Annotated in this window: 18 protein-coding genes; 7 read left to right on the top strand and 11 right to left on the bottom strand. The window is 67.1% G+C overall.

Translation table 11 applies throughout. The features are described from left to right. Positions 1 to 684 precede the first annotated feature (684 nt). The gene (locus J0I99_RS14895; RefSeq protein ID WP_291398451.1) at positions 685 to 1,752 is read left to right on the top strand and encodes a DMT family transporter; all 1,068 of its coding nucleotides are present in this window, start codon (positions 685 to 687) and stop codon (positions 1,750 to 1,752) included. A 318-nt stretch (positions 1,753 to 2,070) separates the two neighbouring features. Here the strand turns inward: J0I99_RS14895 and J0I99_RS14890 are convergent, their stop codons facing one another. Both J0I99_RS14890 and J0I99_RS14885 read right to left on the bottom strand, forming a co-directional pair. Next, the gene (locus J0I99_RS14890) at positions 2,071 to 2,835 is read right to left on the bottom strand and encodes an SDR family NAD(P)-dependent oxidoreductase (protein ID WP_291398450.1); all 765 of its coding nucleotides are present in this window, start codon (positions 2,833 to 2,835) and stop codon (positions 2,071 to 2,073) included. A gap of 21 nt (positions 2,836 to 2,856) precedes the next feature. After that, on the bottom strand, positions 2,857 to 4,299 hold the full coding sequence (locus J0I99_RS14885) for an aldehyde dehydrogenase family protein (RefSeq protein WP_291398449.1): 1,443 nt from the start codon (positions 4,297 to 4,299) through the stop codon (positions 2,857 to 2,859). Positions 4,300 to 4,525: 226 nt separating this feature from the next. Here J0I99_RS14885 and J0I99_RS14880 point away from each other — a divergent pair, with 226 nt between their 5' ends. The 3 genes from J0I99_RS14880 (at position 4,526) to J0I99_RS14870 (ending at position 8,239) form a co-directional block, all read left to right on the top strand. Next, positions 4,526 to 5,440, top strand: coding sequence for a LysR family transcriptional regulator (locus J0I99_RS14880; protein WP_291398448.1), 915 nt, complete (start codon positions 4,526 to 4,528; stop codon positions 5,438 to 5,440). Between the two features lie 96 nt (positions 5,441 to 5,536). After that, positions 5,537 to 7,066: a M81 family metallopeptidase gene (locus J0I99_RS14875; RefSeq protein ID WP_291398447.1), complete on the top strand. Its 1,530-nt coding sequence runs from the start codon at positions 5,537 to 5,539 to the stop codon at positions 7,064 to 7,066. Positions 7,067 to 7,099: 33 nt separating this feature from the next. Beyond that, positions 7,100 to 8,239 carry an alanine racemase gene (locus tag J0I99_RS14870; protein ID WP_291398446.1) on the top strand — a complete coding sequence of 380 codons (1,140 nt, stop codon included), beginning with the start codon at positions 7,100 to 7,102 and terminating at the stop codon, positions 8,237 to 8,239. A 126-nt stretch (positions 8,240 to 8,365) separates the two neighbouring features. Here J0I99_RS14870 and J0I99_RS14865 read toward each other — a convergent pair whose 3' ends face one another. From J0I99_RS14865 to J0I99_RS14850, 4 genes are all read right to left on the bottom strand, one after another. Continuing rightward, entirely contained in the window at positions 8,366 to 9,199 is an 834-nt protein-coding gene (locus J0I99_RS14865; protein ID WP_291389789.1) for a carbohydrate ABC transporter permease, read from the bottom strand. Next, complete coding sequence (locus tag J0I99_RS14860) at positions 9,180 to 10,094, bottom strand: carbohydrate ABC transporter permease (RefSeq protein WP_291389767.1); 915 nt, start codon at positions 10,092 to 10,094, stop codon at positions 9,180 to 9,182. The genes J0I99_RS14865 and J0I99_RS14860 overlap by 20 nt, the downstream gene beginning before the upstream one ends. 83 nt (positions 10,095 to 10,177) lie before the next feature. Continuing rightward, a complete protein-coding gene (locus tag J0I99_RS14855; protein ID WP_291389766.1) occupies positions 10,178 to 11,410 on the bottom strand; it encodes a sugar ABC transporter substrate-binding protein in 1,233 nt (410 codons plus the stop codon). Between the two features lie 240 nt (positions 11,411 to 11,650). Continuing rightward, a complete protein-coding gene (locus J0I99_RS14850) occupies positions 11,651 to 12,529 on the bottom strand; it encodes an NAD(P)-dependent oxidoreductase (RefSeq protein ID WP_291398445.1) in 879 nt (292 codons plus the stop codon). Positions 12,530 to 12,778: 249 nt separating this feature from the next. On the opposite strand from J0I99_RS14850, the gene J0I99_RS14845 reads away from it, so the two are divergent. The 3 genes from J0I99_RS14845 to J0I99_RS14835 are packed head-to-tail and all read left to right on the top strand — an operon-like array spanning position 12,779 to position 15,693. Next, a complete protein-coding gene (locus J0I99_RS14845; protein ID WP_291398444.1) occupies positions 12,779 to 13,585 on the top strand; it encodes an SDR family NAD(P)-dependent oxidoreductase in 807 nt (268 codons plus the stop codon). Positions 13,586 to 13,600: 15 nt separating this feature from the next. Beyond that, entirely contained in the window at positions 13,601 to 14,572 is a 972-nt protein-coding gene (locus J0I99_RS14840; RefSeq protein WP_291398443.1) for an ornithine cyclodeaminase family protein, read from the top strand. Positions 14,573 to 14,589: 17 nt separating this feature from the next. Then, entirely contained in the window at positions 14,590 to 15,693 is a 1,104-nt protein-coding gene (locus J0I99_RS14835) for an alanine racemase (protein ID WP_291398442.1), read from the top strand. A 74-nt stretch (positions 15,694 to 15,767) separates the two neighbouring features. Here J0I99_RS14835 and J0I99_RS14830 read toward each other — a convergent pair whose 3' ends face one another. From J0I99_RS14830 to J0I99_RS14810, 5 genes are all read right to left on the bottom strand, one after another. Then, positions 15,768 to 16,034 carry a hypothetical protein gene (locus tag J0I99_RS14830; RefSeq protein WP_291398441.1) on the bottom strand — a complete coding sequence of 89 codons (267 nt, stop codon included), beginning with the start codon at positions 16,032 to 16,034 and terminating at the stop codon, positions 15,768 to 15,770. Between the two features lie 137 nt (positions 16,035 to 16,171). Beyond that, entirely contained in the window at positions 16,172 to 16,963 is a 792-nt protein-coding gene (locus J0I99_RS14825; RefSeq protein WP_291398440.1) for a DUF4386 domain-containing protein, read from the bottom strand. Positions 16,964 to 16,987: 24 nt separating this feature from the next. Continuing rightward, positions 16,988 to 17,251: a hypothetical protein gene (locus J0I99_RS14820; protein WP_291398439.1), complete on the bottom strand. Its 264-nt coding sequence runs from the start codon at positions 17,249 to 17,251 to the stop codon at positions 16,988 to 16,990. A 169-nt stretch (positions 17,252 to 17,420) separates the two neighbouring features. Continuing rightward, positions 17,421 to 20,132 carry a LuxR C-terminal-related transcriptional regulator gene (locus J0I99_RS14815; RefSeq protein ID WP_291398438.1) on the bottom strand — a complete coding sequence of 904 codons (2,712 nt, stop codon included), beginning with the start codon at positions 20,130 to 20,132 and terminating at the stop codon, positions 17,421 to 17,423. Between the two features lie 97 nt (positions 20,133 to 20,229). Then, positions 20,230 to 22,842 (bottom strand): FtsX-like permease family protein, encoded by a 2,613-nt coding sequence (locus J0I99_RS14810; RefSeq protein ID WP_291398437.1) that lies wholly within the window; start codon positions 22,840 to 22,842, stop codon positions 20,230 to 20,232. Between the last annotated feature and the right edge of the window lie 220 nt (positions 22,843 to 23,062).

Here is a 23,062-nt window from a genome sequence, read left to right as displayed (position 1 = left end):
CCGATCCAGCTTTGACGATGCGCAGCGGCTACGCCTCAACCTTTCTTGCGCTAGTAGAATGCGGCCCTCGCCCGGATTTCTTGTGCCTACCCCTCCCGCTGATGACGGCATCGATTACCTTTAAGGCCCCGCGTGTGTGCGAGCCGCAGCCCGAATAGCTCGGAAGTGACGGCCTCGCCAAGATCGTCGACGAGGTTGCCGTATGGCGTAAATGTCAGTCCGAGATGCTCATACCTTTTCCGTAGCAGGTTCCGGGCGTGCACCAGATGTTGCACCTCAACGGGTAGTTTGAAACGCACGTTTTCTCCATCAGATCGTCCTGCCGTTCGCAAAATCCTCAGATCGCTACCTATCCAACCATCGGTCAAACGACTGGAGAAGACGCTTGCATTGCGCCACACCACTGCTACACAAAAGACGAACAGAGACAGAAAATGCAAAGGTATTTCAACGGCCAATCCGAGAGTGACGAGCGTCCCCTCAGCTCCACCATCGCTTTGATCACCCCGATAAGACAAGCAGTTTCAAGACCTTACGGAACCTCACGGCCCCGGTGCGTACCCCGCGATGTACCCCATCTGCGTACCCCATGACGCCACTACGGTTGCAGGGGTGCACCTCTCCAGCTAGCTCTTCCTTCGTGAGCAGGTGACTTTGAGCGAGGGGACGTAGTACCTCTCCACCATGTCCACGACCCCAACCAAGTCCCACCTCTGGCCGGGCGTGCCGCTTGCCCTCGGCTCCGCTGTCCTCTTCGGTGCCTCAGCTCCGCTGTCGAAGCTGCTGCTCGGTGCGGTGAACCCATGGATGCTGGCGGGTATCCTGTACCTCGGCGCTGGGGTCGGCTTGAGCTTCTTCCATGTCCTCCGCAGGGCTGTTGGGCTGCCGATTGTCGAAGCCCCCCTTGCCCGTCAGGACTTCCCATGGCTGGCGGCAGTGGTCCTCTTCGGCGGCGTCATTGGCCCTCTGCTGCTGATGTTCGGGCTCTCGCTCACGTCCGCCTCGACCGGGTCCCTGCTGCTGAACCTTGAGGGGCTCGCCACCATGGCCATCGCGTGGCTTGTGTTCCGGGAGAACGTGGACCGACGATTGCTCCTCGGGGCCCTCGCCATCCTATCCGGGGCCGTGTTGCTGACGTGGAGCGGCCAGTCGGTGAGGTTCGACGCAGGGGCCGTGCTGATCGCTGGAGCCTGCCTCGCGTGGGGCATCGATAACAACCTCACGCGAAAGCTCTCGTCCGCGGACCCCGTGCAGATCGCGATGATCAAGGGGTTGGTAGCGGGAGCGGTCAACCTCGGTCTCGCCCTTGCGACGGGAGCCATCGTGCCATCGGCGGGCTTCCTTCTCGCTGGGGGCGTAGTCGGGTTCTTCGGCATCGGCGTAAGCCTCGTGATGTTCATGTTGGGCTTGCGGCATCTCGGCACGGCCCGCACGGGGGCCTACTTCTCGCTGGCACCGTTCATCGGCGCTGCCCTGGCGCTGGTGCTGCTGGGCGAGCCTGTCACACCGAGCCTGCTCGGCGCTGCTGCACTAATGGCGTTCGGGCTGTGGATGCACCTGACCGAACGCCACGACCATGACCATGCGCATGACGTGCTTGAGCATGCGCATCGCCATGTCCATGACGAGCATCATCAGCACCAGCACGATGGGCCAGTGACCGAACCGCACTCCCACTGGCACCGGCACGAGCCGCTACGGCACACGCACCCGCACTACCCCGATCTCCACCATCGACACGGACACGGCTGAGGTTCGGCAGGAGCCGCACGGGCCTGGGCGTGGCAGGCTGGGTCTGGGCGCGGAGTGAACGGGATACACATCGGCGCGGGCGCAATGCTCCAGCTCTGGCACGTCCTCGGCTCGCAGGGTGACGACTGGCGATTGAAGGAGGCGCTGTTTCCGTCTCGATGCGCTACGGCGCACGCCGATGACTTCATCGGGCGAGGGACCGACGCTTTAGGCATCCGGAATCGGCGACGCGGCACCGACGTGCTTCGTGCGCGGCATGCACGCGCACCAACGGCGTCAGCTCCCGTCGCAGCTGGGGCCCCATTGCCGGACCGGAGGTCACGGCATGAGCTGGCCGCCGTTCACCTCGATGACCTGGCCATTCACGTAGCGACTCAGGGCGTCGGAAGCGAGATAGAGGAATGTACCGACACAGTCCTCAGGGGTTCCCAGCCGACCCAGGGGAATTGCCAAGCGGGCCGCTTCCATCTGCGCCGGGGACGACACGCTGTCGTGGAACGGGGTGGTGATCACGCCGGGCGACACCGCGTTGACGCGAATCCCGTGTGCCGCCTCCTCCTTGGCCATGTTCTTCGTCAACGTGCTGACCGCCGCCTTGGCGGCAGCGTAGATGCCGGCGCCAGCCGCACCACCCGTGCGGGCGGCGATCGAGGTCACGTTGATGATGTTGCCCCCGCCCTGCCGGCGCATGATCGGAATCGCCACGCGGCACATCGCGAAGACGGAAGTGAGGTTGGTATCGATGACCTGCTGGTAGTACTCGAAGGAGGCATCGACGAGCGGCACCCGCTTCAACATCGATCCGGCATTGTTGACGAGGATGTCGAGCCGCCCGAAGCGAGCTGCAACGGCCTCGACTGCCTCCGCTACGGCTGCGGGATCAGTGACGTCGGCCTGCACCGTGAACGCATCGCCGCCCACGCTGCGGATCTCGTCCGCCACGGCTTCCGCCGCTGCGGGATGGCTGTTGTAGTGCACCCCCACTTTCGCGCCGTAGCTGCCGAAGCTGCGGGCCACCGCTGCGCCGATTCCCGAACTGGCACCCGTGACGAGAACCGCCTTGCCCTTGAATTCGTCGAACATGATGATCTCCGCAGTTGACGGTCAGTAACGAATGCCGACGTTCTTGGTCTGCACGTAGCCGAGGAGCGCTTCCTGCCCCTTTTCCCGGCCATAGCCGGAGCGTTTGGTGCCACCGAACGGGGTCTCGACACCGCCTACCCACCAATCGTTGACATAGACCTGCCCCGCCACCAGCCGGTCGGCCGTCCAATGCGCGAGCCGCAGGTCGCGGGTGAAGACGCCCGCGGCGAGACCGTAATCCGTGCCGTTGGCGATCTCGACGGCCTCTTCCGGGGTATCAAACGGAATGACGACGAGTACCGGACCGAAGAACTCTTCGTTGGCGATGCGCATCCGAGGTGTCACCCCCGAGAATATGGTGGGCGGCATGAAGTAGCCCGGCTGGTCGAGCCGGCTGCCGCCGGTTACGAGGGTGGCGCCCTCTTCGACGCCGGCCTGGCAGAGCCCCTCGATGCGGAGCAGTTGCCGGTCCGAAATCACCGGGCCCATGTCGCGCCCCTCGGCGCCCGGACCGACGGTGCGCATGCCTGCCTGCGCCTTGAGCTTCTCCACCAGCTGGTCGTGGATCGAGCGGTGCACGATGAGGCGTGAGGCGGCAGAGCAGATCTGGCCCGAGTGGGTGAAGATGCCGCGCGCCGCATTGCGGGCCGTGAGATCGAGGTCGGCATCCGCATAGACGATGCCGGCCGACTTGCCGCCGAGTTCCATGACGCACGGTATCACCCGCTCGGCCGCCGCACGAAGCACGCTCTTGCCGGTTTCGACCGAGCCGGTGAAGACGATGTGGTCGATGTCGGGATGCGCCACCAGCGCGGCGCCGGCCTCGCGGCCGTAACCACACACGATGCTGAGCGCCCCCTTGGGCACCCCAGCGCGCTCGCATGCCTCGGCGAACAGGAACAGGCTCAGCGGCGAGTCCTCGGGCGACTTGAGCACAACGGTATTGCCGGTGATCAGCGCACAGGCAACCGAGCGCGCTCCGACCGGCAGCGGACCGTTCCACGGCACGATCTGCGCCGAGACGCCGTAGGGCATATGGACCGTGTAGTCGAGAAGGCCCTCGCCCAGCGGGATCTGCCGTCCTTCGAGCTTGTCGGCGAGTCCGCCATAGTAGCGCAGGTAGCGCTGCGTCAGCGCCACTTCCTTGTAGCCGTTCTGCAGCGTCTTGCCGTTGTCGCGCATCTCGACAAGGGCGATCTCGTCGGCCAGCCCGTCGAGTTGGCGGGCGATTTCGAACATCAGCTCGCCGCGAGCGGCCGGGGTCATCGCCAGCAGGACACGACTCTCGAAGGCCTGCCGGGCGGCGGCCACCGCGCGGTCGATATCGGCGGCACTCCCCCGCGCCACTTCGCAGATGGTCTCCCCGCTCGCCGGGTCGAGCACGGCTATGCGGCCGCCGTCAGCCGCGTCGACCCATTCCCCGCCAACGAAATTGCGCCAGTAGTCGCGAACTTTGTCAGTCAAGGAACACCTGTCGGATCTGCTGCGAGAATTTCGCCGGAGCCTACCCTGCGTCACCGGCAAGGGCGAATGTGAATACCGTATGCCCCTATGACACCGGCGCATGCGTAGGGTCACGCGGCCGGGCCGCCCAAGCGCAAGGCATTGACGGCGACCATCGACCGCATGGACAAGTCGCTCGGCGTGGTCTTTGCCAAACGCCTATCATGATGCTGGACGCACTCTCGTAATGGAAATCCGCTGGCTCGAAGACTTTCTCAGCCTGGTCGACACCCGCAATTTCTCGCGCTCGGCAGAGGCCCGGTACACCACTCAGCCTGCTTTTAGCAGGCGCATCAAGAGTCTTGAGGAATGGATCGGCGCCAGTCTGTTCGACCGCACGGCGCAACCGATCAGGCTGACGCCCTCGGGAGAGCGGTTCCGGCCGGTGGCCGAGGATGTCCTGCGGCGCCTGTACCAGGGCCGCGACGAGGCCAAGCAGGTCAGTGAAACCCTGGCCAACACCGTCCGGTTCTCGGCGACCCACAGTCTTTCCCTGACCTTCTTCCCTACCTGGCTGCGGGGCATCGAAGCGCGCAGCCACACCTTCAACACCCGCCTCGATTCCAACCAGTTTGCGGATTGCGTGCAGTCGCTGCTCAAGGGCGACTGCCACTTCATGCTGAGTCACTACCACCCGACCATCGACCTGCACCTGCCGCCCACCCACTTCACGTCGAAAGTGGTGGGCCGGGACACGCTGATCCCCGTCACCCTGCCCGACACGACAGGCCAACCGATCGATCGCCTCCCCGGCACGGCGGAGGACCCGGTGCACTATCTGGCCTATTCGGAGACATCGGCCATCGGCCGGGCCGTCGAGCACATGCTCACCCATCTCGATGCGCCGGTCTACCTCAACCGGGTCTTCGTTTCGCATCTGGCTGCCGTGCTCAAGAACATGAGCAGCAGCGGGCGTGGCCTGGCCTGGCTGCCGGAGAGCAGCATTCATGAAGACCTAGTCACCGGGGGGCTCGTGGCAGCTGGTGACGAAACCTGGTTCATCCCCGTGGAGATCCGCCTGTTTCGCCCTCGCGAGCCCCTTCCGGCAACTGCCGAGGAGTTCTGGGAACTGCTGGAGGCCGAAGAGTCGGGCACCTGGTGACGATGCGAAAGACGCATCATGCAAGGCGAAGCCGGCATTGGTTCTTGAACGGCAGGCATTGATACTCGTGGGTCACAATAGGTCACGAGTCAGCAGATGTTCTCAGTTGAGCCCAAGAAACGCGTTGCCCTGCTGGGCCTCATGCTGGAGAGCAACAGCTTCGCGCCGGTCACCGGACGCGACGACTTCCTGAAGCGGCTGTACGTCGCCGGCGAGGAGTTCCGCGCCGAGCTCAACCGCTCGGAGTCGAAGGTCCCGGCGGAGCTGCTGAGCTTCTGTGCCACGATGAACAGCACCATCGAATGGGAGCCGGTGCCGATCCTCATCGGGCTCGTCGAAGCCGGCGGGCCGATCGATCACGAATTCTTCGAGGAAGTGCTGGTCGAGATGCGTGCCCGCCTGGAGGCGGCGGGGGCGCTGGATGGCGTCTATATCTGCAACCACGGCGCCATGATCACCACGCAGGAGCGGGACCCCGACGGCGTCATCTTCTCGATGGTCAGGCAGATCGTCGGCCCGGACGTTCCGGTCGTCGCCACGCTCGACCTGCACGGCAACGTCTCGGACCGCATGGTCGAGATGGCCAATGTCATCGTGTCCTACCAGACCAACCCGCACGTCGACATGGTGGCGCGCGGCAAGGACGCCGCCGACGCACTCAACGAGATGTTCTACGGGCTGCGGCCGGCGGCGGCCATCATCCGCCTGCCGGTAACGCCGCCGACAGTGACGCTGCTGACCGAGACGGGCCCTTACGCCGACCTCATCAACTACGGGCAGACGCGGCTTGGCCCCGACATCGTCAACATCTCGATCCTGGGCGGCTTTGCCTACGCCGACACCCCCAAGAACGGGCTCGCCATCATCGTCACCGCGCGCAGCGGCAAGCAAGCGGCGCAACGCGTTGCCGAGGACATTGCCCGCTATGCCTGGAAGGATCACGAGCGCTACGTGCCGCGGCTCACCACGCTCGAAGAGGCCGTGGCCCGCGCGGTGCGCTCGGGTCAGGACGCGGACTCCGAGCCCGTGATCCTTGCCGACGTTGCCGACAATCCGGGCGGCGGCGCCAACGGCAACACCACCTGGATTCTCGAGGCGCTCGTCAAGTCCGGCGCCAAGGGGGCCGTGCTTGGCATCTTCAACGACCCGGCGCTGGCACAGGAAGCGATGGACCGTGGCGAAGGCGCCCGGTTCAGGGCCGTGTTCAATCGCGTCGAGCCCGACAGCTTCTCCCGCCGTTTCGAGGCCGATGCCACGGTCCTGAGGATTCGCGACGGCGATTGCGTCGGCCGCCGCGGCTTCTACGCCGGACGCCGGCTCAACCTCGGCACCACCGTGCTGCTCGACCTGGGCGGCGTCCAGGTGGTCGTTGTGTCCATTCGCACGCAGTGCGCCGATCCCGTGTTCCTCGAGATGATGGGCATCGACATCGCGAAGGCGCGATCGGTCATCGTCAAGTCGCGTGGCCACTTCCGGGCCGGCTTCGACGAGTTCTTCCGTGCTGACCAGGTGATCGAGGTCGATGCGCCCGGACTGAGCTCCCCGGTACTGTCGCGCTTCGATTTCAAGCACCTGCCGCGGCCGGTCTTCCCGATCGACCGCGACGTCACCTGGCCTCGTTCTTGAGGACTGCCCACCCAGCCTCACGGAGGAACCGAATTGGGCCTGAATACACTTGAAACGCCCGCCCTGATTCTCGATCGGGCGGCGCTGCTACGCAATACCACCCGCATGACCGATCGCTTCCGCGCCTTGGGCGTGCGGCTGAGGCCGCACACCAAGACCTCGAAGTCGATCGACGTCGTTCGCCTCGCCCTGGCCGGGAACTTTGGCGGTGTCACCGTCTCGACCTTGCGCGAGGCCGAGTATTTTGCCGGCCACGGCATCGGCGACATCACCTATGCGGTGAGCATCATCCCCGACAAGCTGGAGCGCGTCGCCGCCTTGATCCGGCGCGGCGTGCAGCTGACGGTCATCACCGACCAGATCGCAGTCGCTGAAGAGATCAGCAGCCGCGCGGTCACGCTGGGCATCGAGCTCGACGTGCTGATCGAACTCGACTCGGGTGAAAAGCGCGCCGGCGTGATGGCCGACTCCACCGCGCTGATCGAGCTCGGCAAGGTCATCCACCACCTGCCCGCGCTGCGGCTCGCCGGCGTGCTGACGCATGCCGGGCACTCCTACCAGGGCCGCAGCCTCGAGGCGATCCGCAAGGTCGCCGAGGAGGAGCGCCTCTGCGCGACCACGGCGGCGGAGCGCCTGCGGGCGGCCGGCCTGCCGGCGCCGGTGGTCAGCGTGGGATCGACGCCCACCGCGACGCACGGCGTGTCCTTCGAGGGCATCACGGAGGTGCGGTGCGGCGTCTACATGTTCGGCGACGTCTTCCAGTCCGAAATCGCCTCCCTCAGCCGCGAGGACATCGCGGTTTCCGTCCTGGCCACGATCATCGGCCACCGGCCCGACATGAACAGCGCCCTTGTCGATGCCGGCGCGCTCGCCCTCTCCAAGGACCGCAGCACAGGCGCGCCGGGACTGGCCGAGGATATCGGCTTCGGCCTCGTCATGGATGTGAACGCGACCCGGCGCATCGACGGCGTGACGGTCGGCCATGTCTACCAGGAGCACGGAATGCTCGTTTCCGATGGCCCCTTCCCCTTCGACCAGCTCCCCGTGGGGACGCGGGTCCGCATCCTGCCCAACCATGCGTGCATGACCGCGGCCATGCACGAGGCCTATCATGTGGTCGACGGTTCGGGGATGGATCCGGTCGCCACCTGGCCACGGATCAACGGCTGGTAGGCAGCTACATCAGGCCTGCAAAGAGAAGAAGCGGCAGCGACGGGAAGGAAATCTGTCGCTGCCGCTTCTCATTGGGCCCGGTCTCCGACTCCAGCCGCGTGACCGGCCGGGGCCGAGGGCCGGGCCTTACTTCACCGCGCCCAGCGCCATGCCCTTGATCAGGAAGCGCTGCAGCCACGAAAAGACGATCGCCACCGGCACCGTGGCCAGCACCGTGCCCGCCATGACGTGGTGCCACTCGACCTGGTAGCGGCCGGCCACCTGCGAGAAGATCTGCACCGGCAGCGTGTACTGATCCTGGTTGCGGATCATCGTGAGCGCCAGGACGAACTCGTTCCAGCTGTTGATGAACGTGAACAGGCCGGTAACGACCATTGCCGGCACGGCAAGGGGCAGGAAGATGCGCGTCATGCTGACGAAATGGTTCGCCCCATCCATCCACGCAGCCTCCTCCAGCTCGCGCGGGATGGTGTTGAAGTAGCTCTGCAGCATCCAGATGGTGAAGGCCATGTTGAAGGCTGCGTAGGTCAGCACCAGCGAGTTCAGGTTGTTGACCAGCCCGAACTGAACCATCAGCCGGAACAGGCCGAGGACCAGCACGATCGGCGACATCATCTGGGTCACGAGCAGGAAGTTGCGGTAGAGGCCCTTGCCACCGAACCGATAGCGCGACAGGGCATAGGCAGCCGGAATGCTGAGCACGAGCGCGAGGGCCGTTGACGCCACGCTGACGTAGAGGCTGTTGATCAGCGCGCCGCCGAAGTTCGTCTTGACCCACATGTCGACGAAGTTGTCCCAGCGGAACTCGCTGAAGGTCCAGCGCGGCGGATAGACAAAGAGCTCGGCGCGCGGGCGCACGGCGGTGACGAACATCACGCCGAACGGGAACAGGATGACGACCACCAGCGGCAGCAGCAGCAGCCAGTAGACGATGGTCTTCTTAACCTTCGACACTTGCAGAGACCTCTTCTTTGACGCCCTCTTCCTTCTCCGCCCGCATCACCAGGATGACGTAGAGGATGGTGAAGGCGAACAGCACGCCGAACATGATCAGCGATATGGCGGAAGCCTTGCCCAACTGGCCGAAGCGGAAGGCGAGCTTGTAGAGATACGTCACCAGGATATCGGTGCCGTTGGCCGGGCCGCCCTCCGTCATCACCCAGATGATGGGGAGGGAGTTGAAGACGTAGATGACGTTGAGCACGATCGCGATGTTGATGAACGGCTTCATCAGCGGCAGCGTGATGTAGCGGAACCTCCCCCACCAGCCCGCGCCGTCCACCATGGCAGCCTCGTAGGCATCCTGCGGCAGCGACGACAGGCCGCCCAGGAAGATGGTGGTCGTGAACGGAACCGAGACGAGGATGCCGATGAGGATCTCGGCGGTGAAGGCAAGAGGGGCGGTCGCCAGCCATTCGATGGGCTCGGCGATGATCCCGAGATCCATCAGCGATGCGTTGAGCAAGCCAGCGCGACCGTTGAGACCCCAGCGCCAGACCACGGCCGTCATGGTCAGCGAAATGGCCCATGGCAGCATGATGATGACCCGCGCCACGCCACGGCCGAAAAACTCGTCGTTGAGCATCATCGCCACTGGCAGCGAGATCAGCAGCGCACCGCCGACGACGGCGACTGTCCAGATCAAGGTGCGCCACAGCGAGTCGTAGAACAGCGGGTCGCCGAATACTTCGGCGAAGTTGTCGAAGCCATTGAACCCGCGCAGCTGGCCGAAACGACTGACCTGCTGCAATGACGTCCAGGCCAGGTCGATGATTGGGTAGCCGATGATGAACATGGCCAGCAGCAGGCTGGGCAGGATCATCAGGAAGGGCGTTGCTCGGAGGGCAGCTCGCATAAAACGGACCAGGAGTTTGGGCTGCACGCCCGAAAAAGGGAGCGGAGGCAGCTCACGCCACCTCCGCTGCTTTCAAAGTCGTCTTACTTGGCGCGGATCGCGTTGATCTCTGCCGCAGCCGCCTTCAGGCCATCCTCGGGCGTAACCTGGCCGAGGTAGATCTGCTGCATGGTGCGAACCGTCGTGTCGGCGATCTCTTCCCAGTACTCGATGGTCGGAGCGAACTTGGCGTAGGGCAGCCCCGCCGCGAAGCCCGAGATATCCGGATCGGTCGTGTAGTAGTCTTCAGCCGCAACGCCCTTGGTGACCGGCAGGAAGCCCTCGCCATGGTCGAACTTGGTGCGCCATTCGTCCTTGTAGGCGAACTCGATGAACTTCCACGCCGCTTCCTTGACGTCGGAATCGGCGAACATCATCAGCGTGTCGGTCACGCCATACGTGGCCTTGGCCTTGCCTTCGGGGAAGGGCAGGATCTTGTACTTGAGGTCGGGGGCCTCGGCCTTGATCTGCGGGATCAGCATGGGGAAGGTGAAGATCATGCCGACCTTGCCCTGCTTGAACAGGTTGAACACTTCCTCGCGGTTGTAGTTGGTCGGCGACGGCTGGGTCAGACCCTCGTCGATCATCGTCTTGTAGAGCTTGGCGGCCTCGAGCGCCTCGGGCGTATCGAGCCCGCTGGTGCCGTCCGCCTTGAGGATGTCGCCGCCGTGCGTCCACAGCGAATAGTAGTAGTAGGCGTCGGTCTCGATTTCCTTGCCCTGCAAGCCGAAGGCGAAGGTATCGGGAAGGGCGGCGAGCTTCTTGGCAGCCGCATAGAACTCGTCCCAGTTCGTCGGCGGCGTGGCGCCGGCCTTCTCGAACAGGTCCATGTTGACCATCATGGCGCGGGCCGAGGCCGCCACGGGCAGGCCCATGATCTTGCCGTCGATGACCGAGGGAGCCATGAAGGTGTCGATGAACGTCGACTTGAACTCGGGTGTCAGGTAGCCGTCCACCGGCTCGGCCACGCCCTGCGCGGCAAAGTCGAGCAGCCAGCGGGTGCCGATGATCGAGATGTCCGGGGCGGTGCCGCCGGCAATGTCGGTGGTCAGGCGCTGCAACAGGGTGTCCCAGGGGACGACCTGGATATTGATGTCGATGCCCGGATTTTCCTTCTCGAAGGCAGAGGCAACCTCCTCGTAGTAGGGACCGGTCTTCGAGCTATACTCCGCGACGGTAAAGTCGACGCGGGTCTGCGCCTGCACGGGAGCAATTGCTCCCAGGGCGCCAATGGCGAGCGCAGCGGTCGCCATTGCCTTCCATGATTGGGACTTCATCTTTAGCCGTTCTCCATCTGCCACGCCCGCTGTTCTGGTGTCGAATTTCGGAACGACTTCCAGCCGCTTCGGCAGTGACTTCAGATTGCGACGCCACGCGTTTGGGCAGAAATACTATTCTGGCATGCCGGTATGACGCGGCCGCATAGTTGAGCAGCCCACCCCACTGGCGAAAAAAGTGGCAGCTTCGCCATCGGCGAAGCGCCATTGCGGGGACGCAGGATGGGTGGCTGCGATTGACTACTTGCCAGGGCGCCAGGAGTGCTCCGGCTCATAGCCGAGCACGCGACGAGCCTTGTCGATCGACAGCAGCGTCTCGGTGCCCGAGAGGGACTTGCGCAGCGGCACGTCCGGGAAGACCCGGCGCATCAGTTCGGCGCTGTCGGCGTTCATCACCGTATCGGCATTGGCGATGATGAAGTGGTCGGCCCCGCTGAAGTCGACCTCCAGCGCCTTGCGCACCGCCTGCGCGCAGTCACGCGCGTCGATATAGCCCCAGAGGTTCCACTCGCGAACATGCGGATCGTCCTGCCAGCCGGCGAACCGCGCGTAGTCCTTGGGCTCCATGACATTGGAGAGCCGCAGGCCGATGAACGAGGTCTCGGGATTCCAGCGCTGCATCTGCCGCGCCATCTCTTCGCCGAGGTCCTTGGAAAGCGCGTAGGCACTTTCCGGGCGCATCGGATGATCCTCGTCGATCGGCGCATAGGCAGGCGGGTTCTGCGGGCTGAGTGGCAGGCCCAGCGTCGTCTCGCTCGAGGCCCAGACGACGCGCTTGACGCCGGCGCGGATGGCGGCGTCGAACACATTGTAGGTCGAGGTGACGTTGTTGCGGAACGCCACTTCCTCGGGCACCAGGTCCGGCGCCGGGACTGCCGCAAAGTGCACCACCGCGTCCGGGCTGCGGAACTTGCGGAACGGGTGGTCCTTGCCGCCCGTCCACTGCATGGCGTCCATCACCTGGCCCATATCGGCAAGATCGACCTTGTAGAACGGGCACACAGGGTCCGCGCTCGGCTGCACGTCGACATTGAGGACGTCATAGCCGTGGGCAACAAGATCCCGGCAAACGGCTCGGCCAGCCTTGCCGCTGCCGCCGGTCACAAGAACATTCTTCATCACCGATTCCTGAGCTTGAAAAAACAACGGGCCGGATGGCGACAACGCGTCGGCCAACCCAGCATCTGGCTGCCAGACTAGGCGCCTCGCGCAGGTCCTTCGAATGCGGATTCCTGATCCCGCCATGTGCGCTGCGCATTGGCGCGGAAGGAGCCTCGACCGTATTGCTGATCGACAGGTGGCCATGGGGGCGACAAGACTGAACCTGCCCCGCCGCTCGCTGCTGCGGCTAGACTCGAAGGTAACCAGATGACACGGCATGCACAGACAACAGCGATCGTTACCGGCGCCGGACACGGAATCGGGCGGGCCATCGCCCGGAAACTGGCCAGCGAAGGGGCCGCCGTCGCGGTGGCCGAGATCAACGAGGCGACCGGCCGCGAGACCGTCGACCTGCTCAGGCAAGCCGGCGCCAGGGCGCATTTCGTCAGGACCGACATTGCCGATGCCGCGTCGGTGCAGGCTGCCTTCGACGAGGCGGCGGAACAGCTCGGTCCGATTACCCTGCTCGTCAACAACGCTGCCTTCACCGCTGCAGGCGACCTCAAGGGCATGACCCTGGAGGCCTGGCACAACGAGGTCGACGTCAATCTCAACGGCACCTACCACTGCATCCGCGCCATCGTTCCGGCCATGCGACAGCGCGGCGGCGGCGGCGCCATCGTCAACATCTCGTCGGTCAATGGGCTGCGCTACTTCGGCAACCCCAGCTACAGCGCCGCCAAGGCCGGCATCACCAATCTCACGCTGTCCGTGGCGAGCGAGTTCGGCCGCGACGGCATCCGCTGCAATGCCGTCTGTCCCGGTTCCGTGCGGACCGAGAACATCACGTGGGCCATCCGCCAGCAGAAGGATCCGCAAGTGTTCCAGAAGCTGGCGCGCTGGTACCCGCTCGGCCGCGTCGCCGAGCCCGAGGACGTGGCCAAGGCGGTCGCCTTCCTCGGCTCCGACGAGGCCTCGTACATCACCGGGGCCGTGCTGCCCGTCGACGGCGGCCTGACCGCCGGCATGAACGTCATGATCGACGAGTTCATCCTCGAATCCCGCAACGACTGAGCAGGATAGCAAGCCATGCTGATCATATCCGAGGAGCTGGCACGCCGCCTCGTGAGCGTCGAGGACGCCATTGGCGCGGTCGAGCAGACCTTCGCCGCGATGGCGCGCAACGAGGCGCGCAACTACCCCGTCGTCCGCGAAGTGGTGGGCTACCAGGATGCAGTGTTCGGCGTGAAGACGGGCGCCGACGTGAGCGCGCCCTTCCTCGGCCTCAAGGCGGGCGGCTACTGGCCGCACAACATGAGCCGGGGTCTCACCAACCACCAGTCGGCCACCCTCCTGTTCGACCCCGAGACCGGCCGGGCCTCCGCGCTGGTCAGCGCCAACTACCTGACGGGCGTTCGTACTGGGGCCGCCAGCGCCATAGCCACCAAGTACCTTGCCCGGCCCGACGCACAGACGCTCGGCATCATCGGCACCGGCGCGCAGTCGGCCTACCAGCTCAGGGCCACCGTGGCGGTCCGGCCGATCCGGAGCGTGGTCGCCTGGGACCCCTCGCCCGACAACCTCGAGCGCTTCGGCACCATCGTCCGCGAACTCGGCCTCGGCTACGAACCGAAAGCCGAGCGCGAGGCGGTCGCCGGCGCGGCCGACGTGCTGATCACGGTGACGCCGTCCCAGCAGGCCCTCGTGGAACGGGGCTGGATTCGCCCCGGCACGCATATCAGCGCCATGGGCGCCGACACCCGGGGCAAGCAGGAGCTCGACCCGGCGCTCGTTGCCGCGGCCGCCATCTTCGTCGACGAGACGGCGCAGTCCATCACCATCGGCGAGTGTCAGCACGCCTACGGCGCCGGGCTCATCGGCGAAACGGACATCCGCGGTAGCCTTGGCAGCGTCGTCGTCGGCGCGATCGAGGGGCGCCGCGGCGCCGATGAAATCACGCTGTTCGACGGCACCGGCGTGGCGCTGCAGGATCTTGTTGTGGCAGAACTCGCCGTCAGGCGGGCGACCGAGCAGGGGCTCGGCGTCAACGCCGACTATTGAACCATCCGGAGACGCAGATGACGCTTCCCAAATCGATCCAGTCGGCGCTCATGCCGATCGAGCGCACGCTCGAGACGATCGAAACGCCGGCGGTGCTGGTCGACGCCGATATCGCCGACGCCAACCTTGCGCGCTGGCAGCGTCACTGCGACGAGCTCGGCCTGGCCAACAGACCGCACATCAAGACCCATCGCGCCTCGGCCTGGGCGCTGAGGCAGATCGAACTCGGCGCCAGGGGCGTCACGGTTCAGACCGTCGGCGAGGCCGAGGTCATGGCCGATGCCGGCATCACCGACCTGTTCCTGACCACCAACGTCCTCGGGCCGGCCAAGCTCGCCCGCCTGGGGGCGGTGGCGCGTCGCGCCGGCATGGCCGTTGTGGCCGACAGCAGCGACGTGGTCTCCGCCGTAGCCGGTGCGGCCCGCGATGCCGGGACGACCATCCGCGTGTTCGTCGAATGCGACACCGGCGGCGCCCGCTGCGGCCTCGCCGATCCGCAGGCCATCGCTGCCCTCGCCGCCGAGATCGGGCGCACCGCCGGGGTGACCTTCGGCGGCCTGATGACCTATCCGGCAGCCGGCAAGCGGCTCCAGTCCGAGGCGGCGCTCAACGCGGCCATCGCCGCCTGCACGGCGGCCGGGATCGATGTGCCCGCCGTCTCCTCCGGCGGAACGCCGGACATGTGGAAGCCCGAGGGGCTTGGCCCGGTGACCGAGTATCGAGCCGGCACCTACATCTACAATGACCGATCGCTGGTCGCCCGCGGCGCGGCCACGCTGGAGCAATGTGCCATGACGGTGCTGGCCACCGTGGTCAGCCGCCCAACGCCGGAGCGCGCCATCCTTGATGCCGGGACCAAGGCTCTCACCTCCGACCTCCTCGGGCTCGAGGGCTTCGGCGTGATCCTCGAGCACCCCGAAGCCCACATCTACCAGCTCAACGAGGAACACGGGCTGGTGGATGTGTCTCGATGCCCCGTCCCGCCCAAGGTTGGCGACCGGGTGCATGTGCTGCCCAACCACACATGCGTCGTCTCCAACCTGTTCGACCGCGTCTTCATCACCTCGGCCGGCACCATCATGGGAGCACTCCCGGTCGACGCCCGCGGGAAATCGCTGTAGCGGCGCTGCGCTTCCCGCTCAGGGCGTTGAAGCGCCCTCGATCGGGGACTGTCTGCCGCAGCCGATTCCGGGGGTCACGGCGTCGTGTCATGACTGCAGAGTTCACAGCCTCCGCCGCCATGGTCCGACGACGAGGCTTCTGACTCGGTCGGAGGCGAGGAGCCGAGGTTGGCAGCCACCTGGCGAGCGGCGTCGTGCAGCGCCTGCACCAGGCTCGCCGTCAGGGCGATGGCGCGCTGCCGCTGCGCGACCAGTTCCTGCACTTGCAGCATCTCCAGCTCACTATCGGTCGTGCTGCGCAGCGCCGCATCTCCGCCCGCCAGTATGCCCGCCTCGTTCATCGGTGGATCGGGACACATCAATACACCTGCCTCGCGGGGAGGCAGGTGTCGCGCTTCGGCTTGCTGAGCAGATCGAGCTCCGGACCCTGGCGCACACCCAAGGGTCGGTTGCGCGCGCCAGGAGCGGACACGGGACGCTAGGCTGCGATGGGGGCGCCGGTGCGCTCGAGCGCCGTCACCGCTGCCGGGCTGAAGCCGCGGATCAGCAACCACAGGCCGAGGCCAAGCTCCCAGAAGAACTCGGGGATCGTCGCGATCAGCTGCGGGGCGGAGGCGGCTTCGATGAGGCCCAGGACCACCGCGGCACCCGAGACGAGGAGGGCGGGGCCACCGATCAGGCCGAGGATCGACAGGGCGCGGGGGACCAGCCGGGTCTTCCACATCATGTAGCCCAGGATCAGGCCGTTGCCGATGCCGACCACGACGCCCGGCCCGAGGCGGAAGGTCCAGTCGTGCACGGCGACCAGCGCCTGGCTGGCGGCGACGAGCCCCGCTTCGTCGGCACCGGCTGGCACGCCATGGAGACGCAGCGTGTTGAGCGCAAGGACCGCGATGATGCCGATGCCGATGAACGCGCTCTCGGTGAGCCGCGCCGTGACAAAGCCGAGCGACAGCACCGGGAAGCGGCGCCTCAGCACGGGATAGAGGGTGAGGGCCGTGGCGATGTTGGCGAGGATCAGCACGAGTTCGAGCAGCGCGCCCCAGGAGACGACCTGATCGAACCCGCCCCCGAGAACGAAGGCCGGGTCGCTGAGCGCCGGAACGTACATCGACACATAGGGCGGGATGGACGTGGCATAGGTGACGAGAAAGAAGAGGCCGGTCAGCCGCGCGAGCAGCTGAGTGTCCTTCTGCGCCGCACGGGTACTGGCCGCGGGTCTGGCGGCCGCGCCGCCGGCGGGAGAGTAGGTCGAGGCGATGGTGCTCATTTCTGGTTCCTTTGTGAGTTAGGGTCAGTTCAAGGCGTCGTCGGCGGCGTTACCGACACGGATGACCGAGATCAGCGTGAGCCCCAGGTCGCGGACCCGCTGAAGCAGGCCGTGCAGCGCCGCCTGATCCATCCCGGTCGCACGCAGCATCGTGGTGCCGTCGCTCTCGTGGGTGAGGCCGGGGATGTCCAGGCGGGCGGCCCAGCGCGGATCGAGATGGCCGCCAAGGCGAACCTCGTAGCTCTCGCCCTCCTGCCGTTCCGCCTGTCCTGTGGTTGGGTTGCTCATGGTGTCTCTCGGTTCGTGCTGCCGGCGAGGTGGTTGCGTCGCCGGCGAAGCCACTTCTGAGAGCGGACTTGGTGAGCGCGCCTCACCCGACTTGATGAGCCGCTGCGTTTTTTTTTGGTGAGAGCCTCGGCCGCTGCCCGGGCAACGGCCGATCGCGCCGAGCCGGGCGTCAGGCTGTCCGGTGCGCCAGCAGTCGGAGTTCTTCGGCGCGGCGCACGGCGGCGCGGCGGCTGTTCACGCCCAGTTTCTCGTAGATGTTCCGGGTATGGGTGCGCATCGTGTTCTCGGAAATGGCGAGCTCGCGTGCAATCTCCGGGCCTCCCAGGTCGCTGCCGAGCAGCCGCAGCACATCCAGTTCGCGTTCGCTCAGCGCCTCGATCAGCTCGGGGTGCCGGGGCGGCTTGCGGTCGAGCGGCCCGAACGCGGCGAGCAGCCGGTGGGCGTAGTCCGCGCCGACATGGCGCCTGGCGGCGACCTTGAGGAGCGCCTCCATCGGCGGCCCCTCATTGATGAAGAGGCGCGCGTAGCCCTCGGGGGCCGCGAGCGACAGCGCGCGCCCGAGATGGGCGAGGGCCTCGTCCGTCCCGCTCTGCCGGCCCGCCATGGCCCGCAGGATGCTGAGCTCGATGACGCTGCCGTTGCGGCCGCCGTCCTGGGCCGCTCGCAGCAGCCGGTCGAGCAAGGCAAGGACGCCGGTGGCGCCTGTCGGGGCCTTGAGGTCCTGGGCCAGGAGCAGGCGGGCGAGGGTGATGTGCTCGAACTCGCGCGCATAGCTGGGCGGATCATCGACACCGATCCCGGCCTCGCGCTGCCAGTACATGGCCTCGTCCAGCTGCCCTTGCCCGATCAGGATGCGGGCCCGCGTCGCCGCGACCGGGCGGACGTCGGGGAAGAAGTCGCCGACATAGAGGCGCACGGCTTCCTCGATGCTCCTCCGGGCGCCTTCGCGGTCGCCCTCGTCCTGCAGCAGCAGCGCATCGGCCACGTGCCATCGGTAGGGGTGCTGCGGCAGCCCGGCGCCGGGCCCGAGGTCCGCGCTGCTCGTCAGGTGCCGACGGGCGGCCTCGAGCTCGTTGCGTTCGCGCAGGACCCCGCTCAACCCGGTATGCATGTCGGCGGTCCCGCGCAGGATGGCGCCCTGCCCGCCGGCAGAAACCTGCAGCGCCCGCTCGAAGCTGCGGCCCGCCTCGCCCAGATGGCCGAGGGCCAGGTTGATGTCGCCCAGCGCGATCGACACCCCGAGCATGTCGGCGACATGGCCGGCGCGCATCAGGCCGTCCCGGCCTTCGGTCCATTCGGCGCGCGCCGCCTCCAGCTGGCCCGCGGCCCAGTGGGCGATGCCGAGCAGCGAGGCAGCGGCCGCCCGCCCCAGCTCGTCGTCGGCGGGCGCGAGCTCGCGCACGCGCCGGGCATGGCGGATGGTGGCGGGTCCGTCGCCGCGCGCCTGGGCCAGGGCGGCGCGGTAGAGCTCCACCGCCGCCGGCACGCGCGGCAACTGGCTCGCGTCGACGAGCACGATGCCGCCAGGCGCGGAACCACCCTCTGCCAGTATGGCAAGGCCGCGCTCGACCTCACGCAGCCGCTCCTCGATGGTCCCGAGTTCGCCGACCGAGGCCAGGGCGCCGACGAGGCCGATGCCGAGCACCGGCCGGTTGCGCACCAGCGCATCGGGCAGGGCGCGCAGCCACTCGCGGATCGTGCCTTCCCGGCGCAGGCGCTGCATGGCGGGAATGGCCAGCTCGATGAGCTCGGCGGCACGCTCGAAGTCCTCGGCGGCGAGGGCATGGCGGATCGCCTCCGGCCGTTCGCCCTGCGCTTCGTACCAGTCGCTGGCGCGCCGGCGCAGGCTCCGGAGCCGATCGCGCGCGGCGGCATCGAGCTGGGTGGCGAGCACATCGGCGAACAGGTGATGGTAGCGGTACCATTCGCGCCCGTCGTCCAGCGCTACGAGAAAGAGGTTGGCGCGATACAGCGCCTCGAGCCTCTGCCGGCTCCCGCTCCGCCCGGTGACGGCGTCGCAGAGCGGTCCGCTCAGCCGGTCGAGGAAGCAGGTATCGAGCAGGAAGGCACGGACCTCCTCCGGCTGGCGCTGCAGCACTTCTTCGACCAGGTAGTCGAAGACATAGCGGTCGTTGCCGGTGAATCCGGCGATGAAGGCGGCCACGTCGCCACGTCCCTCGATCGACAGGGCGGCCAGCTGCAGCGCGGCAATCCACCCCTCGGTGCGTTCGCCCAGGGCCGCGACGTCGGCCCCCGACAGCCCCAGGCCCATCGCGCCGTTCAGGTACGCCGCGATCTCCTCGGGCGTGAAGCGCAGGATCGCCGCCCGGATTTCCACCAGCTCGCCCTGCGCGCGCAGCCGCGCCAGCGGCAGCGGCGGATCGGCCCGCGTGGTCATGATCAGATGGACATTGGGCGGCAGGTGCTCGAGCAGGAACGTCAGGCCCGCGTGGACGGCCGGCTGCTCGACGACATGGTAGTCGTCGAGGACCAGGTCGACAGGCTGCCCCAGCCCGGCAAGCGCATTCACGATTGCGGGGGCGAGGTCGTCGGCTGGTTCGGCCAGGCTCGGGATGTCAAGGGGCGGCGCGCCCACCCTCGCCACCGCGTCCTGCAGCGCCGCCACCACGTGGGCCCAGAAATTCGCCGGCTCGTTGTCGGAGGGGTCCAGCGCGAGCCAGCCCACTGCCCGGTGGCCGGAGGCGCGCGACTGCAGCCACGCCACGACCGCGGTGGTCTTGCCGAACCCCGCCGGCGCCGAGACCAGGGTCAGCTTTGCCGCGCCGCTGCGCTCCAGCCGATCGTTCAGGCGGATCCGGTCGACGACGCCGCTGCGAAGCGTCGGGACGAACAGCTTGGTGGCGATCAGCGCGCTTGGCATGGCCGCCACGATAGCAGGAGTCCGGCCGGCCGCGGCAAGCCATTGCTGCCGCGCCGGCCTTCCCTCAGGGCAGAGCATCCCGAGTGATGGCGGCACCCTAGCGGCGGAAGAATGCCGCCGGGCTGCTCGACAGCGCGCCCCAGGTGATGGCCGCCCCCGCCCCGATGGTCAGCATCGCGGCCACCGGGACAACCAGCGCCAGCAGCACCGGATTGGCCACGAAGCCCGATTCCAGCACGATCGTAACGAATGCCCAGGCCCCGGCGACGCCCAGCAGCACGGCCAGGCCTCCGGCGAGGGCCCCGACCAGGCCGTACTCGATGACGAACCCCAGGACCAGTTCGGCACGGGTCGCGCCCAGCACCTTGGCGATGACCGAGTCGATCTCGCGCCGGCGCCGACCGGCCGCCAGGGCGCCGGCAAGCACGAGCACGCCACTGGCAAAGACGACGGCCCCCACCACCGCGATCGCCGCCGAGACGGATGCCATCAGGCTGCGCACCGCGTCGATGGCTTCCTCGATGGGCAGGAACACCAGCGCCGGGTACGCCGTGGTCAGTTCCGCCTGCAGCGCCTCTACCTCGCCCGGCCGTGCCGACAGCAGGCCGAAATAGGAGACGGGATAGGCATCGAGCGCCCCCGGTGAGAGCACGTACGGGAAGTTGATGCCGCCGCGCTGCCATTCATAGGTACGGAAACTCGACACCGTGGCGGTCACCGGCTCGCCGAAGACGAGGAAGGTGATCTGGTCGCCCAGCTTGAGCTTGAGCACGTCGCGCAGGTCATCCGACACCGAGACCAGCGGCGGGCCGTGATACTCGGCCGGCCACCACTGCCCGCCGACGACGCGGGAGCCGTCCGGCACGGTCGCGGCATAGGTCAGGGGCTGCTCGTCGCCGAAATACACCGACAGGTCCTTCGATGGCCGCTTCAGCTCGGGCGGGGACGTGCCGTTGATGGTCAGCGAGCTGGCGCGAACCAGCGGAATGGCGACAAAGCTCGAAATCCGCGGGTTCGAGGTCGCCAGCGCCTCAAGGCTGGCGACCTCGTCGTCGAACAGGTCCATGTAGATGAAGTCGGGGGCGTCGATCCGCACCTGCGGGTCGAGCTGATGGCGCATGCTGTCTTCGACCAGCGCGATCATCAGGAGCAGCGCCAGGCCCAGGCCCATCGACAGCACGACCGCCGCGGCGGGCGATCCCGGTCGATGGATCGACTTCAGCGCATTCCTCAGCATCGCGTTGGGCGCCGGTGGCAGCAGCCTCAGCCCGCGCTGCATGAGGAACGCCGCCAGGCGCAGGATCGCGAAGGCCAGCACGGCACCGGCCGCATACCAGCCCACCGCCTCCGGCTGGCCGGTATCGGCGATGGCGACAAGCAGCAGGCCGGCCGCGCTGACCAGCATCGGCACGAGGATGTGCGGCTTGAGCAGCACGCGCCAGCTCGACGCGGCGCCGGCCGAGGCGGCGGCGGAGCGGAATAGCTGCGCCGGGCGCAGCGTCTCGGCCCGGCTGAGCGGCAGGTAGGCGAAAAGGAAACCGGCCAGCAGGCCGAAGGCAACCGAAGCCGCGATCGACGGCAGGTCCAGGAGGGGGGCGAGCTTGAGCCCGATGGCCGGCCCGAGCAGCGGCAGTGCGAACAACGCGATCGCCGTTCCGGCGGCGATGCCCAGCGCGATCCCCACCAGCGTCAGGGCGAGCAGCTGGATCAGGAAGTGCAGCAGGACGCGCCGGCGCGTTCCCCCGAGCGCCTTCATGATCGCGATGTCTTCCTGCCGCTCGGTGATGTAGGCGGCGGCGGCATGGGCGACGCCGAGCCCGCCCACCAGCAGCGCGGACAGGCCGACCAGCACCAGGAAGCGCTCGAGCAGCCCCAGATAGTGCGACAGCTCCTCGGTCGCGTCCGCCGGCACGCTCATGTGCCATCCCGCCTCCGGAAAGGCCTGCTCGATCGAGCGGATCGCCGCAGCCGTGTCCTGGCCGTCGAACAGGGCGATCTTGTAGCGGTAGCGGGCCAGGCTGCCGGGCTCGATGATTCCGGTCTGCGTCAGCGCCTCGGCCGAGATCAGCAGCGGATAGCCGATGGCGATGCCCTGGGACACCTTGTCGGGAACGCCGCGCAGGACGCCGCGGATCTCGAACTCGGCCTTGCCCAGGCCGAGCCGCCCGCCGACGCCGAGTCCCAGCCTTTCCAGCAGGCCCGGACCGACGAGCACGCCAAAGGTACCGTTCGCCGGCGCCAGCAGCTGCGCCACCGAACCCGCCCCGTCCACCTCGACCGAGCCGAAGAGCGGATAGGCGGAATCGACCGCCCGGACTGCTGCGAGCACGCTGGTGCTGCCGTGCCGCGCCCGACCGATGAGGTCGACCACTTCGCTGGTCCGACCCAGCCGGTGGAACAGGGCCAGTTCGGCCGCCTCGGCGGGCCGGTAGGTCAGCCGGGCCTCGATGTCGCCGCCCAGCAGCAGCGGTCCGTCGCGCATCAGCGCCGCCTGCAGCGAGGCGCCGACTGCTCCGACCGTCGCCACCGTGGCGACCCCCAGCGCGAGGCAGGCAATCAGGATCCACAGGTGGCGAACGCTGCCCCTCAGGTCGAGCATCGACAGCCTGATGAGGCTGGCCACGAACCGGCCCGGCCGCACCGCACCGTCGATGGTCGCCGGCTCACTGGCCGTGCCCTGCGGTTGGGGTTGCGGAGCCATCTCGTTCATGTGCGCTTCTCAGCCAGTGCTTGCGGATGCGGGGGTGCCACGCCATCCGGGCTGCAGGATACCGGCGAAAAGGGCAAGCTCTTGGCGTTCTGCGATTATCTGTTGGCCCGTATCCGACGTTCCGGTGCAACCACCTTAACCCATGACGCCGGCACTTGCACAACTGGCCGCAGCGCGAATCGTGCCGGCGGGACGCGTTTCGGCTTGCCCTTCCGGCCCA

This window comes from Devosia sp. (assembly GCF_017307495.1).
Lineage (GTDB): Bacteria > Pseudomonadota > Alphaproteobacteria > Rhizobiales > Devosiaceae > Devosia_A.
This window is presented reverse-complemented; position numbering and strand designations above follow the sequence as displayed.

Coding starts and splice junctions, on each gene's coding strand:
- J0I99_RS14895 (WP_291398451.1), top strand. CDS start 685: ATGTCCACGACCCCAACCAAGTCCCACCTCTGGCCGGGCGTGCCGCTT.
- J0I99_RS14890 (WP_291398450.1), bottom strand. CDS start 2,835: ATGTTCGACGAATTCAAGGGCAAGGCGGTTCTCGTCACGGGTGCCAGT.
- J0I99_RS14880 (WP_291398448.1), top strand. CDS start 4,526: ATGGAAATCCGCTGGCTCGAAGACTTTCTCAGCCTGGTCGACACCCGC.
- J0I99_RS14875 (WP_291398447.1), top strand. CDS start 5,537: ATGTTCTCAGTTGAGCCCAAGAAACGCGTTGCCCTGCTGGGCCTCATG.
- J0I99_RS14860 (WP_291389767.1), bottom strand. CDS start 10,094: ATGCGAGCTGCCCTCCGAGCAACGCCCTTCCTGATGATCCTGCCCAGC.
- J0I99_RS14855 (WP_291389766.1), bottom strand. CDS start 11,410: ATGAAGTCCCAATCATGGAAGGCAATGGCGACCGCTGCGCTCGCCATT.
- J0I99_RS14850 (WP_291398445.1), bottom strand. CDS start 12,529: ATGAAGAATGTTCTTGTGACCGGCGGCAGCGGCAAGGCTGGCCGAGCC.
- J0I99_RS14845 (WP_291398444.1), top strand. CDS start 12,779: ATGACACGGCATGCACAGACAACAGCGATCGTTACCGGCGCCGGACAC.
- J0I99_RS14840 (WP_291398443.1), top strand. CDS start 13,601: ATGCTGATCATATCCGAGGAGCTGGCACGCCGCCTCGTGAGCGTCGAG.
- J0I99_RS14835 (WP_291398442.1), top strand. CDS start 14,590: ATGACGCTTCCCAAATCGATCCAGTCGGCGCTCATGCCGATCGAGCGC.
- J0I99_RS14830 (WP_291398441.1), bottom strand. CDS start 16,034: ATGAACGAGGCGGGCATACTGGCGGGCGGAGATGCGGCGCTGCGCAGC.
- J0I99_RS14825 (WP_291398440.1), bottom strand. CDS start 16,963: ATGAGCACCATCGCCTCGACCTACTCTCCCGCCGGCGGCGCGGCCGCC.
- J0I99_RS14820 (WP_291398439.1), bottom strand. CDS start 17,251: ATGAGCAACCCAACCACAGGACAGGCGGAACGGCAGGAGGGCGAGAGC.
- J0I99_RS14815 (WP_291398438.1), bottom strand. CDS start 20,132: ATGCCAAGCGCGCTGATCGCCACCAAGCTGTTCGTCCCGACGCTTCGC.
- J0I99_RS14810 (WP_291398437.1), bottom strand. CDS start 22,842: ATGAACGAGATGGCTCCGCAACCCCAACCGCAGGGCACGGCCAGTGAG.